The 17,204-nt window shown below is 55.2% G+C and carries 15 protein-coding genes; 3 read left to right on the forward strand and 12 right to left on the reverse strand.

Going from position 1 to position 17,204, the window contains the following annotated elements; all coding sequences use genetic code 11:
- Positions 1-312: 312 nt before the first annotated feature.
- The 10 genes from hypB to OEL83_00980 form a co-directional block, all read right to left on the reverse strand.
- Positions 313-1,095 carry a hydrogenase nickel incorporation protein HypB gene (hypB, locus tag OEL83_00935; protein ID MDK9705587.1) on the reverse strand — a complete coding sequence of 261 codons (783 nt, stop codon included), beginning with the start codon at positions 1,093-1,095 and terminating at the stop codon, positions 313-315.
- A 143-nt stretch (positions 1,096-1,238) separates the two neighbouring features.
- Entirely contained in the window at positions 1,239-1,586 is a 348-nt protein-coding gene (locus tag OEL83_00940; GenBank protein ID MDK9705588.1) for a hydrogenase maturation nickel metallochaperone HypA, read from the reverse strand.
- Positions 1,587-1,588: 2 nt separating this feature from the next.
- Positions 1,589-2,098, reverse strand: a complete 510-nt coding sequence (locus tag OEL83_00945) for a HyaD/HybD family hydrogenase maturation endopeptidase (GenBank protein ID MDK9705589.1) — start codon at positions 2,096-2,098, stop codon at positions 1,589-1,591.
- A gap of 19 nt (positions 2,099-2,117) precedes the next feature.
- Entirely contained in the window at positions 2,118-3,131 is a 1,014-nt protein-coding gene (gene hypE, locus OEL83_00950) for a hydrogenase expression/formation protein HypE (protein ID MDK9705590.1), read from the reverse strand.
- 79 nt (positions 3,132-3,210) lie between these two features.
- Positions 3,211-4,299, reverse strand: coding sequence for a hydrogenase formation protein HypD (gene hypD / locus OEL83_00955; protein ID MDK9705591.1), 1,089 nt, complete (start codon positions 4,297-4,299; stop codon positions 3,211-3,213).
- Positions 4,300-4,311: 12 nt separating this feature from the next.
- Positions 4,312-4,575 (reverse strand): HypC/HybG/HupF family hydrogenase formation chaperone, encoded by a 264-nt coding sequence (locus tag OEL83_00960; protein ID MDK9705592.1) that lies wholly within the window; start codon positions 4,573-4,575, stop codon positions 4,312-4,314.
- Complete coding sequence (gene hypF / locus OEL83_00965; GenBank protein MDK9705593.1) at positions 4,532-6,952, reverse strand: carbamoyltransferase HypF; 2,421 nt, start codon at positions 6,950-6,952, stop codon at positions 4,532-4,534. Before hypF ends, OEL83_00960 begins: the two co-directional genes overlap by 44 nt.
- Complete coding sequence (gene cybH / locus OEL83_00970) at positions 6,882-7,526, reverse strand: Ni/Fe-hydrogenase, b-type cytochrome subunit (protein MDK9705594.1); 645 nt, start codon at positions 7,524-7,526, stop codon at positions 6,882-6,884. Before cybH ends, hypF begins: the two co-directional genes overlap by 71 nt.
- Positions 7,527-7,583: 57 nt before the next feature.
- A complete protein-coding gene (locus OEL83_00975; GenBank protein ID MDK9705595.1) occupies positions 7,584-9,284 on the reverse strand; it encodes a nickel-dependent hydrogenase large subunit in 1,701 nt (566 codons plus the stop codon).
- A 111-nt stretch (positions 9,285-9,395) separates the two neighbouring features.
- Positions 9,396-10,466 (reverse strand): hydrogenase small subunit, encoded by a 1,071-nt coding sequence (locus OEL83_00980; GenBank protein MDK9705596.1) that lies wholly within the window; start codon positions 10,464-10,466, stop codon positions 9,396-9,398.
- 168 nt (positions 10,467-10,634) lie between these two features.
- Between OEL83_00980 and OEL83_00985 the strand changes: the two genes are divergently transcribed.
- A complete protein-coding gene (locus OEL83_00985) occupies positions 10,635-10,883 on the forward strand; it encodes a hypothetical protein (GenBank protein ID MDK9705597.1) in 249 nt (82 codons plus the stop codon).
- Positions 10,884-11,330: 447 nt separating this feature from the next.
- On the opposite strand, the gene OEL83_00990 is transcribed toward OEL83_00985, so the two are convergent.
- Both OEL83_00990 and OEL83_00995 read right to left on the reverse strand, forming a co-directional pair.
- Entirely contained in the window at positions 11,331-12,725 is a 1,395-nt protein-coding gene (locus OEL83_00990) for a polya polymerase (protein MDK9705598.1), read from the reverse strand.
- Positions 12,726-12,743: 18 nt separating this feature from the next.
- Positions 12,744-13,730 (reverse strand): nitronate monooxygenase, encoded by a 987-nt coding sequence (locus OEL83_00995; protein MDK9705599.1) that lies wholly within the window; start codon positions 13,728-13,730, stop codon positions 12,744-12,746.
- Between the two features lie 300 nt (positions 13,731-14,030).
- On the opposite strand from OEL83_00995, the gene hisS reads away from it, so the two are divergent.
- Both hisS and aspS read left to right on the forward strand, forming a co-directional pair.
- Positions 14,031-15,281, forward strand: a complete 1,251-nt coding sequence (gene hisS, locus OEL83_01000) for a histidine--tRNA ligase (protein ID MDK9705600.1) — start codon at positions 14,031-14,033, stop codon at positions 15,279-15,281.
- A gap of 108 nt (positions 15,282-15,389) precedes the next feature.
- Complete coding sequence (aspS, locus tag OEL83_01005) at positions 15,390-17,174, forward strand: aspartate--tRNA ligase (GenBank protein MDK9705601.1); 1,785 nt, start codon at positions 15,390-15,392, stop codon at positions 17,172-17,174.
- The last annotated feature ends 30 nt before the right edge of the window (positions 17,175-17,204 follow it).

Below are 17,204 nucleotides of genomic sequence, written 5' to 3' on the forward strand. Positions count from 1 at the left end.
AGTACTCAGGAAAATCCACGAAGCTCAAATGAAGCGGCTGACGATCCCTTTTTCCACCGCGGCTTGTTCTATTATGCTAAATGTTGGCTGGGAGAGCAGAGAGGAATGGCTGCAACAGGCGAAACGGCCGCCGATTGAGGACTGTACAAGGAGACCCTCTGGCTCCTTTTCAACGGGGAACAGCGATTGACGGCAGGCAGGATTGGCGTTATCTCGGTTTTCCGGGGATGGTATGAGCCGTGACGAAATCGCTGGAAAATAACCAGCGCGGTTCGTAACGGCTCTTCGAGATTGGGAACTTAGAGAGTTCAGTTACTTGAGCTTTACGGCCTTTTTATTGGCCACCAGTTCCCGCAGGTAATTGAGCCAAACATCCATACCCTCGCCGGTTTTTGAAGAGAGGTTCATGGTCCGAAGTTTCGGATTGAGCCGCAGGGCGTCGCCCACCGCTTCGGGGACGGGGAAGTCAAAGTAGGGGAGGAGATCGGTTTTGGTTACTACAAAGGTGTGGGAACTGGTGAAGGATTTCGGATACTTTGCCGGTTTGTCCGGTCCTTCCGGTACGGAAACCAGGACAACCCGCTCATGTTCGCCAAGATCAAAGGTTGATGGGCAGACCAGATTGCCGACGTTTTCGATAAAGAGCAGATCGATATCCTCGCCGCCCGGCTCTTTCTGCAGCCGGTGAAAACCCTTGTGGGTCATGGCCGCGTCGAGATGGCAGGCGCCGCCGGTGGTGAGCTGAATGACTGGCACCCCTTTGGCCCTGATGCGCATGGCGTCGCGTTCGGTCTCGATATCCCCTTCAATGACGCCGATTTTGATCTCGCCGCGCAGGGCATCTATAGTGTGCTCTAGCAAGGTGGTCTTGCCGGAACCGGGACTGCTGATCAGATTGAGGGCGACTGCCCCGACCTCGTTGAAGTGCTCGCGGTTGGCCCTGGCCAGGGCGTCGTTGGCGGCGAAAAGGCTGGTATGGACGTCCACCGTCTTGCTGTGGCTGTGACCGCTTGTGTGAGAATGGCTATGGCCATGGTCGTGGTCATGATCGTGGCTGTGGTCGGAGGGGCTGGGGCAACCGCAGGTATCGCACATAATTGAACCTCATCGTATTGGTGTGTATGGAGTAACAGCGTCATTGTCACACGACGCAGGGATTTTCCCGTCATATATGTTTGGTCAAGAATTGCCGGTACGAAATCAGCGAAATCGATCCGGCAAGGTTTCCGTAGTCTCTCTTATTCCATTTCCACCTGGCGGAGGATAAGGTCGTCGCCTCCCTCCGGGAATAGGGCCAGCTCTTGGCATTTCGGGCAGCAGTCCGGCCGGGGGCCGGCGGTTATCAGGACGTCGCCGCAGCCAGTGCAGGTATAACGAACCGGCGGGACGTTGACTATCAACTGGGCACCGCGCATCAGTTCTTCCTCGGCGGAGATGATATCAAATCCGAATTGGAAGGAATCGACCACCACTCCGCATAACGGGCCGATGTCCATGGTGACACTGATAACCTTGGTGGCCTGATTTTCTGCAGCCAGCTCCTTCAGCTGTTGCACAAGGCCCTGAACGAGTGATATCTCATGCATAGCTAGACGGCCCCCAGCGGAGTTTTGCGGACACCGGCTGCGCCGAGTTCGGCAAGTCGCGCCAGGATCATTTCGGCGACCTCCACCTTGCGCGCCGCCACCTCCTCGGAGAGTTCGATGGAGTCGTGAAGGTTCTTGGGAATGACCGTATAGAACTCGACGTGCTGCGGGGCACGGTCGCGAAGCTTTGAAACTTCAAGAATCTCAAGGAAACCAAGTTGATGAGGTGACATACGGGTCTGGAAATTGCCAGCTTTAACATCCTCCAAATCATAGAAATGAAAGGACCCGGGCTCGCCTTCGATATCTACCACGTCGATGACAAAGATCGGATCGCATTCTTCCAGAAAGGGGGCCATATAAATGCCGGCGGTACCGACATCCTGGATCTCTACCTGCTCGGGAAAGTCGTAATGCTCCTGCAAATAATGGACGACATGGACGCCAAAACCTTCATCGGAAACGATATAATTACCGACCCCGGCAATGCCTATTTTTTTCTCTTTGGTCATGGGATTCCTTGTGAAGTCTTTAGCAAATTCGCGGTAGAGGGAGGCCGTGCAGGGGGGTAACCACCCTGGCGCCTCCGATTGGCGTGTTGATCACCACTCTTCCCGCTTTTCCGGCGGTCAGTCTGCCGATAATCGCCGCCTCGCGGCCCTCGGTGGTTGCCTGCATGATCGCCAGTGCCTTGGCTGCCTGGTCGCCGCTGACAATCACCAGGCACTTCCCTTCATTGGCAAGATACAGGGGCTCAAGACCGAGGAGTTCACAGGCGGCCCGCACCTGCGGACGTATCGGCAGGGCTTCGTCGGACAGTTCAATGGACAGGCCGCTGCTGCCGGCAATCTCGTTCAGCGAGGTGGCGACGCCGCCGCGGGTTGGGTCGCGGAGGGTGTGAATTGCCCCGGGGAGTTCGGTGAGTAGTTTTTCGACCAGGCCGTGCAGGGGCATGGTATCGCTGCGCAGGTCGCCTTGTACGGCAATACCGGCACGCCGGGTCATGATGGTGATGCCGTGGTCGCCGATGGTTCCGGAGACGATGACCGCATCGCCCTCCTTGGCGTTTTTTGAGGAGATATCAATATGTTCCGGGACAAAGCCGATGCCCGAGGTATTGATAAAGATCTTGTCGCCCTTGCCCTTGGGGACAACCTTGGTGTCGCCGGTTACCACCGGTACGCCGGCCTCACGGCAGGCCTCGCTGATGGAGATGATGATCCGTTCCAATTCATCCATGCTAAAGCCCTCCTCAAGGATGAGGCCGAGGCTCAGGCAATAGGGAGAGGCGCCGCGCATTGCCAGATCGTTGATGGTGCCGTGCACTGCCAGCTTGCCTATGTCGCCGCCGGGGAAAAAAATCGGATCGACGACATAGCTGTCGGTGGTAAAGGCCAACCGGCCAGACCGATTATCGAGGATGGCACTGTCTTCAAGACTGTGCAGGGTCCGGTTGTCGAGATACTTGAGAAACAGTTCGCCTATCAGTTGCTGGCTTGCCAGTCCGCCGCTGCCGTGATCGAGTAAGATTTTTTTTTCGGACATTCCTGGTGTATCCTTAGGTTGCGAAGTTCATAAGAGGCGCAAAAGTTCGCCAGCCATAGATGGTTATCGTGTTCGATGGCTATTCATCCTGGCCGTATTTGTGGTAGGCAGCGCAGGTACCCTCGCTGGACACCATGCAGGGCCCGATCGGGTTTGCCGGAGTGCAGCGGCTGCTGAAAAGCGGGCATTCTCTAGGGGTATTCATACCTTTCAAGATGTTGCCACAGAGGCAACCCTTCGGTTCGTGGGCCTCGGGCAGGGTGATGTCGAGGCGGACCTCAGCATCAAAGTCGGCGTATTTCTTACGAATCTTCAGACCGCTGAGGGGGATACGGCCGAGGCCGCGCCAATCCATGTCGGCCGGTTCAAAGATCTCGGCGACCATCTTGGCCGCCCGCTGGTTGGCTTCCCAGGCAACGGCCCGGGGGTAGACATTTTCGACCTTGATGTCGTTATTGGCAACCTGCCGAGCGAGAAGGATGAGGCTTTTCAATAGATCGGCGGTCTCAAAGCCACCGACGACGCAGGCCAAATGGTATTTTTGGGCGAGAGGCTCCCATGCCCCGGCGCCGATAATCGAGGAGACATGGCCGGGGCAAAGCAGGCCGTCGATCTGCAGGGCGGGATCGCTGAGCAAGGCCTCCATTGGCGCGGGCATAGTTTTCTGGGTGGAAAATACCACGAAATTTTTCACATTTTGGTTTTTCGCGGCGAGTATGGTGGCAGCAATGCCGGGAGTCGTCGTCTCAAAACCGACGCCGAGAAAGACCACCAACTCCTCCGGATTTCTCACCGCCAGATCAAGGGCGTCCATCGGCGAATAGACGATCTCCACCTTGGCGCCCCGTGAGCTGGCCTCGGCAAGTGAGCCATGGCTGCCGGGGACCCGAAAGAGATCGCCGAAGATGGCGACCCGCACCCCCGGCCGGTCGGCCATGCCGATAAAAGCGTCCATATGCGACGCGGAGGTGACGCAGACCGGGCAGCCGGGGCCTGAAACCAGCTGCATACCTTCCGGAAGGATCGACCGCACTCCGTTGCGAAAGATGGCCATGGTGTGCGAACCGCAAACCTCCATGACCCGTAACGGCTTGGTTACAGCCTTTCGTAATTCTTCGACAAGGGGCATGGCCAGCTTGCTGTCACGGTATTCGTCGAGATGTTTCATGTTCAGCCTTTGCTAGGAGAGCAGTTCTTCTGGTGTACTTTCAGCGAGTTGGCGAAGCAGAGTGATGTTTTTCAAGGCCTCTTCCTCGTCCAGGGAATGGATGGCGAAGCCGGCGTGAATGATCACGTAGTCGCCAACGGCCGGCCAATGATCGACGATGTCGAGGCGAACCTCCCGGCTGATGCCGTCGGCATCGACCGTGGCGATTTGGCTGGTGGTAAAATCATCGGGGTCACCTTGAACGCTGGTTACCCTCATGGGAATTGCGAGACACATGTCGCAGACCTCCTATAATAGTCTGACCAAAAGAAACCGCGCCGTCATTGACTGGCAGCAGGTTTCCAGTAAACGTCTGAAGATGCGTGGATTGAAAAGCATAAAGCAGCCCCTCCAGCAGAAGGGTGTTTTGCATACATCCGCCGGAAAGCACTATTTGTCTGATACCGGTCTGCTGGGCAAGAATTTCAACGACTCTACAGATGCTGCCGATGAGCATCTTATGAAAGTGCCAGGCGATGTCGGCTGATGGCCTTCCCTGGGCGATGCCTTCGAGGACCACTGTAACAAATTCCGGGCAACTAATCTCCCATTTTCCTGTTGTTTCGTTGTGGAGAATTGCTAAGTTCTTGTGCGAATTGAGCAAAATATCTTCACGCCAGGCATGACTGCGGCCGCGTTTGGCCAATGCCTCCAACTCCATGGCTGCCTGCCCCTCATAGCTGATTTTCTGCCGGATGCCAAGCAGGCTTGCGATAGCGTCGAACAATCTGCCGCAGCTGGAGGTGAGCGGACAATTAAAATCCTTTGCCAGCATGGAAACTATAGTGGCGACCGCATTAGGGTCAAGGTTTGCCAAGGAGGGTGGCAGCTTGCCGACCAAAGACCCTGGCCCGAAGGTCTGGTATACAGCGGCAATGGCCATACGCCAAGGTTCAGTGGCGGCCGCATCACCGCCCGGCAGGCGCAGATGACTGAGGTGGCCGAGGCGGCGATAGGAGGTCGGTTCAGTAAGGAGAATTTCACCCCCCCAGACCGTGCCATCGTCGCCCAGGCCGGTGCCGTCGAGCACCACCGCCAGAACAGGCCCATCCAGGCCATGTTCGGCCATGACCGCAACTGCATGGGCATGGTGATGCTGCACGGGGTACAGGGGAAGGTTCAGGCCTGCTGCATAGTGGCTGCTCATATAGTCTGGATGGAGATCGCAGGCAACCGCCTCCGGCTGAAGCTGCAGCACTTTGCTCAGGTGGTTCGCCGATTCAACATAAAAATCATAAGAGGCAAGATTGTCGAGATTGCCGATATGCTGGCTGGGAAAGACACTGGTGTCGCGGCCCAGGCTCAAAGTGCTTTTCAGCCCGGCACCGCAGCCGAGAATCTTTGGAAGCTGCCATTTGACATGCACCGGCGCCGGGACAAAACCACGGGCTCGGCGCAGCACCAAGGGCTGGCCGTTCACTACCTTTACCACCGAGTCATCCACCCGAGTGACGATTTCCCGGTTGTGGAGGAGGAAGTAGTCGGCGATGGTGGCAAGGCGGTCCAGGGCATCCGCATTGGCGGTGCAGATCGGGGCGCCGCTGCTGTTGCCGGAGGTCATGACCAAGGCCTCAGGGCAGCTGGGCATCTGAAAAAGCAAGTGGTGGACGGGGGTATAGGGGAGCATGATGCCGATTTCATCAATGCCCGGGGCAAGGTTGGCGGCGAGACTGGTATTGCCCCGCTTTTCCAGGAGGACGATGGGATGGGCCGGTGAGGTAAGAATGGCCGTCTCGACCGGTCCCAGGACGCAGAATTTCTCTACCGCTGTCAGGTCGCGAACCATGATTGCCAGGGGCTTGTCAGGTCGGCCTTTCCTTGTGCGGAGCAGGGCAACGGCAGAGGTCGAACAACCATTTACGGCAAGATGAAAACCGCCCATTCCCCTGATTGCCAAGATCCGTCCAGCCTGTAACAGGGTGGCGGCCTCGGCCAGGGGGCTTGTTGTGTTGACCATTTCGCCGCTTGGCGAGTGCAGGGTGATTGCTGGTCCGCAGGCCTTGCAGGCGTTGGGTTGGGCGTGAAATCTCCTGTTCCCGGGGTTGTGGTATTCACTGTCACACTGCGTGCACAGCGGAAAAACCTGCATAGAGGTTTTCGGCCGGTCGTAGGGGATGGTATGGACGATGGTAAACCGCGGTCCGCAGTTGGTACAGTTGATAAAGGGGTAATGAAAGCGCCGGTCGGCCGGGTCGAGGAGCTCGCGCAGGCAGTCGTCACAAAGGGCCACGTCCGGGGGGATGGCCGTGTTGGTGGAAGCGCCGGCGACGCTGGGCAGGATGGTAAATGGCTCGGTTGGCAGAGGCCCGGTAAGATCCCTGGTTTCTACGCCGGAGATCCGTGCCAGCGGTGGGGCATCGGCGGTGATGGCGCCTAGAAAAAGCTGAAGCCTGTCGCTTGGTCCGGCGGCTGTGATGACCACCCCGGCACCGGTGTTGGTCACCGATCCGGAAATCCCAAAACGACAGGCTAAATTGTAAATGAAGGGTCGAAATCCTACGCCCTGAACCGTACCTTGGACAAGTATTTCGACCCCTTGCTGCTTAGGCTTTGTGCTTGAATTTAACACCGGTAAAGATAGAGGAAATGAGTCCCTCTGGCTCTTTTGTGTCATTCCATATACAGAGATAGATATGGATGACCGCAAAGATCATAAACCACCACATGAGAATGTGGTGAATATACCGGGCAAATTGCTGGCTACCGAAAATCTTCACCCCCCAATCGGCCCAAAAGGAGGCCTCTGGGTACAGCATATAGAAACCGCTGACAATCATGAAGATCGCTGCGATAAAGGTGAAGAGATAGGCCAGACCGGCCAGGATGTTATGGCCGAGTCTTTCGTCATGTTTATCGCTGATGTAGCTGTACTGCAACAGGGTCATGAACAGGTTGTTGATATTCCGGCCGGTAACCGGCAGGATATCTAAGATTCTCTCTTGGGCGTTGCCAAAGATGTAGAGAAACAGCCTGATCGCCACTGCGGCGGAAAAGGTATACGCTGCAAGATAGTGAATGTAGCGCATGGTAGCCATGGGGAAGCTGAAACTCCCCTCAATCATGGTATTTGTCCATGGGGTGTTGATGTAAAACCCTGTCGCTACCAGAAAAACGATAGACAGGGCAAACATCCAGTGGAACAGCCGGAGCAGTATGCTCCAGCAATGATGTTTTTCATATGTTGCCATTCTATTACCTCCTGCGGTTTGAGCCGGAAAGAAAAGTTTTACGTGTTGGGGAAAAGCTTACATTGCTTTTACTTTCACAACTTCCTTACCTTCCGGATCGAGCATGTGGACAGCACAGGCTATACACGGATCGAATGAATGGATGGTACGCAGAACTTCCAGGGGTTTCTCCGGATCGGCAATCGGATTGCCAACGAGGGATGCCTCGTAGGGGCCGAGTTGACCCTTGTCATCACGGGGACCTGCATTCCACGTGGAAGGGACAACGCACTGGTAATTCTTGATTTTTCCATCTTGGATAACGATCCAGTGTGACAACAGACCGCGTGGCGCCTCATGAACGCCGACGCCGCGTTGCTCGCCCTTCGGATACGACCAGGGCCGGAAGATTTCGTAATCTCCGGAGGAGATATTGTTGACCAGCAGGTTCCAGTGCTTGAGACACAGGTCGGCCATCATTCCGGCGCGAACGGCGCGGGCAGCATGCCGTCCGATGGTGCCATGGAGAGCTTCTGGACCAACTTTGGCGCCGGCAACGGCACTGACACGACCAAGGAAGTCGTTGACACTCTTCACGGTCAGCTCATGGCCCTGGGCATAGCCTACAACCATTTGCGCCAGAGGACCAACCTGCATCGGTTTGCCTTGGAAACGCGGGGCCTTCAACCAGGTGTATTTGCCTTCATCCTGGAAATCAGTGAACTTCGGATCGGTTGAGGAATCCCATGGATGCTTCGACCAGTTGCCGTCATACCAAGCCTTGGCGATGGACTCCTGGACGTTCTCCTTGAAGTACGGATCGGCGTGGATATTGATCGGCTTGATGGTCTTCAGGTCGCCGCCAAATACGGTTCCACCGGGAAGGTCAGCCTTGGTTGCCTTGGCGTCGAGGAACATGTCCGGTGCGGCCAGGTAGTTGGTGACACCTGCGCCGTAAGGAATCCAGTGGGCGTAGAGGGCTCCAACTGCAACGACGTCGGTCATATATACCATCTTGATGAAGGTGCTTACTTCCTCAACAAGCTGCTTGATGAAGTAGAGCCGCTCCATGGTAACAGCGGTCTGATTCTCCGGGTTGATATTGGTGGTGACACCACCGACGGTGAGGTTCTGGATATGCGGATTTTTACCGCCGAGAATGGCCAGAGCCTGGGTGGCCTTGCGCTGATAATCAAGGGCCTCCAGATAATGGGATACCGCCATGAGGTTGGCCTCTGGTGGCAGTTTCATGGCTGCGTGACCCCAATACGCATTGGCGAAGGGGCCGAGTTGGCCGCTGGCAACCAAAGTTTTCAATTTCTCTTTTACTGCGGCAAAACGTTTGGGGCTATTGCCATGCCAGTCGGAAAGACTGTCGGCGAGTTTTGCGGTTGCAACAGGATCGGCACTGAGGGCTGAGACAACATCTACCCAGTCAAGGGCAGAGAGGGCGTAAAAATGGACGATATGGTCATGCAGACAGTGAATAGACTGCACCATATTACGGATCAACTGGGCATTGAGGGGAATCTCGATGCCGAGAGCATTCTCAACCGAACGTACTGAAGCGAGGGCATGAACGGTGGTGCAGACACCACATATGCGTTGAACAAACAACCATGCGTCGCGCGGGTCACGACCTTTGAGGATGTTCTCAAGACCGCGGTACATCTGACCGGAGGACCAGGCCTTGGTGATCTTGCCTCCGTCTACTTCGATATCTACTCTTAAGTGACCCTCAATCCGGGTTACCGGATCAATGGTGATTCTCTGAGCCATGTGTGAAACCTCCAAATTTTGACTACCAGGTAAAGGGAAATTGCATTTTTCCCAGAGCCAGTAAATGTTTTATTAATCGCCAAATTCAATCAGGCAAAAAAATTTCTCTTATTATTCTTCGCTTTTGCCTTTAATCAGCCGTTTGCCAATACCCACTGCAGCATGGATACCGACGGCGGCGGCAGTTACCCCAAGAACGGTTTTACCAACCTGGTCAGCGTTGTCGATGATTCCGCTGGCGGGGATTTTCACCATTGGTAGTCTTTCGTAGAATGGAGTCATGGTATCCCAGAAATTCGGCTCGGTACAGCCGATGCAGCCGTGGCCGACACTTACCGGCCAAACATCGACGTCATTGAAGCGAACTGCCGGACAGTTGGAGAAGGTCTCAGGACCCTTGCAGCCAACTTTATATAAACAGTATCCGAGTTTGTGGGCTTGATCGCCGAATTGCTCAACGAAACGGCCTTCGTCAAAATGGGCACGGCGCTCACAATGGTCGTGGATTCTTCTGCCATAGGCAAAGAGCGGACGGTTCAGGTTATCAAGGGCAGGCAGCCTCTTGAAGGTCAGATAGTGAAGAATGGTACCCAGGAAGGACACCGGGTTTGGCGGACAGCCGGGAATATTGACGATCGGTTTGCCGCTTACCAGATCCTGAACACCGACAGCCCCCGTTGGGTTTGGTGCTGCAGCCTGAACACCACCGAAGGTCGCGCAGGTACCGATAGCGATTATTGCTGAGGCCTTAGGTGCAACCTTGGCGAGTATATCAACGGCGGTTTTGCCGGCGATTTTACAATAGATGCCACCATCCTTGGTCGGGATAGCGCCTTCAACAACCAGGATAAAGGGATGTTTGTCAACGGTATCATGCAGATTTTTCTCGGCTTGATGACCGGCGGCTGCCATGACTGTCTCATGATAATCAAGGGAGATTATGTCGAGTAACAGCCGGGCCAAATCCGGATGCGAAGAACGCAGGAGACTTTCCGTACAGCCGGTGCATTCCTGGAAATGGAGCCAGATAACACGTGGGCGTTCGGCGGTTGCTGCCGCTTCGACGAGTTTCGGGATCATAGCTTCGGACAGCCCTAACGCTGCTGCAGCCATCGTGCATCCCTTGAGGAAGCCGCGCCGATCAAGCTGCGGTTCCAAAGTTGTATTTACCTTGTCTGCCATATCAACCTCCTATTGCTGTGTGACGACAAATGTGCGCCAATGCGCGGTTAATTCGGCACGATCTATGCCGAAGAAATAAACGAACGACAAAAAAGAAAACGTAAGGCTTGAGGGCCTTTATATTTTTGAATATCGACATCCAGGCCGGTATTTCTTGGCGATGTGCCGTTGAAACAAAGTGCCGAAGGTGATTTAAAAGTGCACAGCGTAAGTGGGGCGGAAAAGAAGGAGATCAGATGGGAAAGGCAAAGACACGCGGCGACGACAAAGCCGCAAGCGGGGTTTCGCCGCTTAGAAATTGATTTCGAAATGGGCTGTTGTACGCCAAAATTTAGTCGGGAAGAGGGGGCAAGTGTGTGGCGTAAACAGCGCTTGGGTTGTTTTGTTGCCATTGTGCAGAAAGTGCGTCGATGTTGATGGCAGAAATACAAAGATGCGCATTACTCAATATCCCTCGACGGTTGAGATGGCAAAAACTACCACCTTTGTAGGAGCAACACAAGACCTAATTTATTAAACCTAGGCCGCTTTTGCTGTTTTTGGCATGTGAATGCTGGGTATGCACAACACGCACAAGGTGATGGTGTGCGTAGCACCTCAAGACCTTGTCGAAAATACTCTGTTTGGTTGTACTAGGTGGAGCTTAAATGTGTGCTAACGATTTAGAATAATATTATAAATACAGGAACATTGGTTGGTTCGCGGTGAACCTCAAATGGGTTGAGAAGGGAGAGGGGCGTGGCGCTGGTCCACTTGCGATAAAAGCTGCTACTTGCAGAGCAAGTGCTGTGCGGTCTATTTCCTGGCCGTAAATGTTGTGTCACTGTCCAGTTTGTCGATGCGACAGCGATTGGGGCAAGAGGACTACTTCTTGAAGCCGAAAATACCGCCCTTGGTTTTTTGTGAAAAGGCGGGTTTGCATTTGGGGGCACCTCTCCGTTCATCTGGAGTGGATGTGGTTTGGTCGGTTACGAGGGGGAGTTCTGCCGGTGGTTGGGACAGGGTGCCTGAGGCAAGCAATTCATCATCGACCGTCTCGCCGGTGAGGGCCTCTGTATAAAAATCGTAAAACAATCTGGCTGTTTTATAGTAACTCTTTCGTTTCAGCCACTTGGGCCATCCGGCCGGACCCTTGTTGTGGATAAGGAGAGCAAGATTGAGCAACAGGCTGACTGCATCCTGACGGAGGGAACGGCGCAGGTTGAGGCTGATGCCGATAGTTCGGTCTATCTCCTCACGGATCTGTTTTGCCAGCTGGAAGAGGGCGTTACTTTTTCGGAATTCACTGAACAGCTGCCAACGTGCCTCCACCCAGGGAATGAGGATGAGCGCGAATAAAAAGAAGTCGGGCTGCCGGTGGCTGTGGCGGCTGACGGCAAGGGTGTTAGTGCGGTCAATGACCTGGAAAAGACGCATCAGCAGTTCTTTCTGGCTATTCTGTCCGTCTGGGTTTCTCAGGAGGATCTTACGGTAGAAAGGAAAAAGGCTGCAGAAAATTCCCGAGTCGGCGGCCAGTTGAAACCAAGGGGCACTTGCACCACCGTAAAGATCTTTGAGGAGTTCATCGCGGAGCCGGGACGGCGGGCAGAGGGTAAGTTTGCCACTCTGGTCGCAGATGGCCTTCCAGGTTTCTGCCTCAATGGTGAAGCTGTTCCTGGCGGCGTGGCGGATCGCGCGCATAATCCGCACCGGATCGCGGCCGATCCTGCGCACCGGGTCCCCGCCTATTCTGATTATGCCCTTCTGCAGGTCCTCGGTGCCGCCGACATAATCAATAATCGTGCCCTGTTCAATTTCATAAAAAAGGGAGTTGATCGTCAGGTCACGCCGCCGGGCATCCTCGCTCAAAGTGCCGAAGGTATTGTTCGGGGCGAGGACTTCCTCCGGGCCGTCAATCTCATACTCGCTCAGTGAACGAAGGGTGCTGATTTCAATGGTTTTTCCGCCCTTAAAGAACACCTGGACGAGGCGAAACCGGCGGCCGATGGTATTGCTGTTGGGAAAGATCTTGCGGAGCTGGCCGGGCCGGGCATCGGTGCTGATGTCATAATCCTTGGGGGTCTTGCCGAGATACAGGTCGCGGACCCCACCGCCGACGAGATACCCGGCAAAGCCGGCACCGGCGAGTTTACGGAGGACAAAAAGGGCGTCCCGGTCAATTTTCTCGGGGGTGATGGGGTGATCTTTTGGTAAAAGAATGCGGGCGGAAAGCGTGGATGGTGGAACCTCCGCGGCGACTTCTTCTTCAGGTAAATCCATGCTCAGAGACTCATTGGGTCAAACTGCCGGGCTGAAACCTAATCCCTCTTTGTACACTGCTTCGGCTTGTTCTCTGAATTGCTTGAAAATTTCAGCAACCGAGAGGATCTTGTCCATTTTGTAAGTGTTTTCGCCGGAGAAAATAAGGCCATCACGGGTGTTGCCATCGTGGGCCATCATCAAACGCTCGTTAATGCAGTAATGGTGATCACATTTTTTCAGACACAATTGCGGACATTTTTTGGTGCTTACGTCCTCGCCGGCATTGATCGCCTGAACAAAGGGATTGTTTAAGGCCCGGCCGGGCATGCCAACCGGTGAAGAGGTGAGGACAATATCCTCCTTCTTGGCGTTCAGATAGGCCTGCTTGAACTCGTCGGAGACGTCGCATTCCTTGCTGAGCACGAAGCGGGAAGCGATCTGGATGCCGTCGGCGCCATACTGGTCCATCATTTCAGCCATTTCGTAGCCATTGGTGAGGCCGCCGGCGGCGATCAGCGGAATTTTTTTAATAACCTCGCGGATAGGCGGGAAAATCTCGCGCAGAGGGCGGTCAGTGCCGAGATGGCCGCCGGCCTCTTTCGCCTCGACGATAATTGCTGAGGCGCCGAGTTTCTCGGCGAGTTTGGCAAGCGTCGGGGAGCTGACGATCATGACAATCGGGGTATTGTACTCTTTACCTATCTTGAAGATATCCCGGGAAAATCCGGCACCGGTGATAATCATGTCGATACCGGCATCAATGGAGCTCATCACCAATTGGTAAAAGTCCTTCATGGCGTACATGATGTTGACCGCCACAACTCCTTTGGTGGCGGCCTTGGCCTTTTTGATATCGGCGCTGAGTTCTTCGGGTGGCAGACCGGAACCGCCGATAACCCCAATTCCTCCGCAATCGGCAACGGGAACTGCCAGCGAAGATGTAGATACACGGATGGACATACCACCCTGGATGAGCGGAAATGAAGCGGTAAATGGGCCGATTTTCAGTGAAGGTAACTTCATGCGAAAAGAACTCCTAAGTAGAATGCTTGAATTATGAGAACCAGATAATGCACTCCTTGCCGGTATTTGTCAAGAAAAGTGTGGGCCGGAAGATGGTTTGAGAAATGTTTGCCAGAACAATAAAAATGCCTGTATCCAGGCGAAAATCCGGAGCGGAGGGTATGGAATACTGCGGTGGATAGCTTGACAAAACGGCAGCATTGCGGTTAGATTCATACCTTTTTTACTTTACTGGTCCCCTATCCGTGCCGGGAAGAATCCCCGCGGTATCGTAATTTTATTTTATCGTTGGTGAATGTTGTGAAAATTCAAGCCCTGAAAGGGTTTAAGGATATCGTGCCAGGGGAGGTTGAACTCTGGCAACATCTAGAAAGGGTGGCCCGGGACATCTTTCTGCGCTTTAATTTTTCCGAGATCCGGCTGCCGATTCTCGAAGAGACCGAGCTATTTGCCAGATCCATTGGCGAGGCCACCGATATTGTTGAAAAGGAGATGTACACCTTTGTCGACAAAAAGGTCACCATGCGCCCGGAGGCAACCGCCTCGCTGCTTCGCGCCTATATAGAACATGGAATGTATGTGCAGAAGCCGGTGCAGCGGCTGTTTACCATCGGGCCTATGTTTCGCCACGAACGCCCGCAAAAGGGCCGGCTCAGGCAATTCCATCAGATCGATACCGAGGTGCTCGGTTCGGAAAATCCACGGGTCGATGCCGAGTTGATAGCGATGGGGGCGATGCTCCTTGGTGAACTGGGGATTTCGGTCAGTCTTGAACTTAACTCCCTCGGCTGCCCGTCCTGTCGGCCAGGTTACCGGGCGCAGCTACTTACCTACATCACCGATCGGCTTGACCACTTGTGCGGCGACTGTAAAAGGCGCAGCGCCACCAATCCCCTGCGGGTCCTTGATTGTAAAGTACCGACCTGCCGCGAGCAGATGCACGATGCCCCGGCCCTGCCTGACCATCTGTGTGCACCCTGTGCCGATCATTTTCAAAAGGTCCAGGAAGGGCTTAGTCAGCTGGGTGTCCCGTACAGCCTCAATAAGTTTATGGTGCGCGGCCTGGATTATTACTGCCGCACCACCTTTGAATTCATCACCGCCGATCTCGGAGCGCAGGCGGCCGTTGGTGCCGGCGGCCGTTATGACGGCCTTGTCGAGACCCTGGGCGGGCCCAAAAACACCCCCGGCATCGGCTTTGCTATGGGCATGGAACGACTGGTGCTCCTTCTGCAGCAACAGGAAAAGGCTGTTGTAGCGGCGGAAGAGGTCGATCTCTTTGTCGCCGGGCTTGGTGACAATGGTGGCCAGGCAGGATTCACCCTGGCCCATGCCCTGCGGGCGGAAAAACTGAAGATTGCCGTTGACCACGAGGGGCGCAGCCTGAAGAGCCAGATGAAGCAGGCCCATAAGGCCGGAGCACGGTTTGTCCTGATCATCGGCGATAGCGAACTGGAGGCCGGTAAAGGGCTACTGCGCAATATGGCGACGGAACAGCAGGAAGAGGTGGTACTTGAGGCCACAGCGATTATCGCCCGAATCGCCAAGTAAAAATTGGGTTGTGTCTGTAACGTACCGTCCGGGGACGGCTGCATGGCCAATGAGTCTTGCAGAACCTGGCCGGCGATATTCTAGAAAAATTTAACTTATTGAGCACTTATGGAATCGATGGGAAGTTTGCGCCGGACGCATTTTTGTAATGATCTCGGCATCAAGGATGTTGGCGAGCAGGTAACCTTGATGGGCTGGGTGCTCCGTCGGCGCGACCATGGCGGGGTAATTTTTATTGATCTGCGCGATCGCCGGGGGATTACCCAGGTGGTTTTCAACCCCGAGATCAATCCCGAGGTTCACGCCAAGGCACATCAGATTCGTAGTGAGTGGGTTATCGCCGTGCGGGGCAAGGTGGAGGCAAGGCCTGGGGATATGGCCAATCCGAAGCTTGCCACGGGAACAATCGAGGTTCTAGCCGGTGAACTCCGCCTCTTAAACAGCAGCGAGACCCCGCCCTTTCCCCTTGATGAAGATGTCGAGGTTTCGGACAACCTGCGTCTCCAGTACCGCTATCTCGATCTGCGGCGCCCGGAGATGGCTGCCAATCTGGTTACCCGCCACAAGGCGGTGATGACCGTCCGTAACTATCTCAACGATAATGGCTTCCTCGATATCGAGACGCCGATGCTGACCCGCTCGACCCCGGAAGGGGCGCGTGACTACCTCGTGCCGAGCCGGGTTAATGCCGGGAAATTCTATGCCCTGCCCCAGTCACCCCAGTTATTTAAACAGCTGCTGATGATTGCCGGTATGGACCGTTACTACCAGATCGTCAAGTGCTTTCGCGATGAGGACCTGCGCGCCGACCGCCAACCGGAATTTACCCAGATCGATATGGAGCTCAGCTTCGTCGACGAGGAGGAGATCATGGCGATCAACGAGGGCATGATCGCCGCTGTGTTCAAGGACACCCTGGGCATCGACCTTGCCCCGCCGTTCCCCCGCCTCACCTTTGCCGAGGCGATGAACCGTTTCGGTACCGACCGGCCGGATGTGCGGTTTGGTATGGAGCTGGTCGACCTGACCCCGATCGCAGCCGGCTGCGGTTTCAAGGTCTTCCGCGATACTGCCGACCGCGGTGGCACGGTACGGGCGATCAATGCCAAGGGCTGCGCTGAATTGTCGAGAAAGGAGATTGACGGGCTTACCGAGTTCGTCGCTCAGTTCGGCGCCAAGGGCCTGGCCTATGTGAAGATGAAGGCCGGTGGCGAGTGGCAGTCGCCGATTGGCAAGTTCTTTACCGAGGAAGAGCGGACGGCAATCGCCACCGCCATGGACGCGGTCGAGGGGGATCTGCTGTTTTTTGGTGCCGACTCCGCCAAGGTGGTCTTCCAGGTACTCTCCGAGCTGCGCGTCGAGCTGGCCAGGCGTCTGAATCTCCTGAAAAAAGACGATTTCCGTTTCACCTGGGTCACCGACTTTCCGCTCATGGAGTACGATGACAAGGAAAAACGCTATCAGGCCCTGCATCACCCCTTTACCTCGCCAAAGGAAGAGGACATCGCCAAGCTGGACAGTGATCCGGCAGCGGTACTCAGCCGGGCCTACGACCTGGTACTGAACGGCACCGAGATCGGTGGTGGCTCCATCCGTATCCATCAGAAGAGCCTGCAGGCCAAGGTGCTGGCAGTTCTCGGTATCGGTGCCGAGGAGGCCAATGAAAAATTCGGCTTTCTCCTCCGTGCTCTTGAGCTCGGAGCCCCACCGCACGGTGGCTTGGCCTTCGGACTGGACCGTTTGTTGATGATCATCACCGGCAGCGACTCTATTCGCAGCGTCATTGCCTTCCCGAAAACCCAGAAGGCCACCTGCCCGCTCACCGATGCCCCGGCCTCGGTTGCCAGAAAACAACTCACCGAGTTGCATATCCGTCCCGACTGGAAAGAGTAAGACCCGATTTACTCCCCTCCTGAAAAACCC

Source organism: Desulforhopalus sp. (assembly GCA_030247675.1).
GTDB lineage: Bacteria > Desulfobacterota > Desulfobulbia > Desulfobulbales > Desulfocapsaceae > Desulforhopalus_A.

Coding starts and splice junctions, on each gene's coding strand:
- hypE (MDK9705590.1), bottom strand. CDS start 3,131: ATGTCCGAAAAAAAAATCTTACTCGATCACGGCAGCGGCGGACTGGCA.
- OEL83_00975 (MDK9705595.1), bottom strand. CDS start 9,284: ATGGCTCAGAGAATCACCATTGATCCGGTAACCCGGATTGAGGGTCAC.
- cybH (MDK9705594.1), bottom strand. CDS start 7,526: ATGGCAACATATGAAAAACATCATTGCTGGAGCATACTGCTCCGGCTG.
- OEL83_00945 (MDK9705589.1), bottom strand. CDS start 2,098: ATGACCAAAGAGAAAAAAATAGGCATTGCCGGGGTCGGTAATTATATC.
- OEL83_00960 (MDK9705592.1), bottom strand. CDS start 4,575: ATGTGTCTCGCAATTCCCATGAGGGTAACCAGCGTTCAAGGTGACCCC.
- hypF (MDK9705593.1), bottom strand. CDS start 6,952: ATGACACAAAAGAGCCAGAGGGACTCATTTCCTCTATCTTTACCGGTG.
- OEL83_00990 (MDK9705598.1), bottom strand. CDS start 12,725: ATGGATTTACCTGAAGAAGAAGTCGCCGCGGAGGTTCCACCATCCACG.
- hypD (MDK9705591.1), bottom strand. CDS start 4,299: ATGAAACATCTCGACGAATACCGTGACAGCAAGCTGGCCATGCCCCTT.
- aspS (MDK9705601.1), top strand. CDS start 15,390: ATGGAATCGATGGGAAGTTTGCGCCGGACGCATTTTTGTAATGATCTC.
- OEL83_00995 (MDK9705599.1), bottom strand. CDS start 13,730: ATGAAGTTACCTTCACTGAAAATCGGCCCATTTACCGCTTCATTTCCG.
- OEL83_00980 (MDK9705596.1), bottom strand. CDS start 10,466: ATGGCAGACAAGGTAAATACAACTTTGGAACCGCAGCTTGATCGGCGC.
- OEL83_00940 (MDK9705588.1), bottom strand. CDS start 1,586: ATGCATGAGATATCACTCGTTCAGGGCCTTGTGCAACAGCTGAAGGAG.
- hypB (MDK9705587.1), bottom strand. CDS start 1,095: ATGTGCGATACCTGCGGTTGCCCCAGCCCCTCCGACCACAGCCACGAT.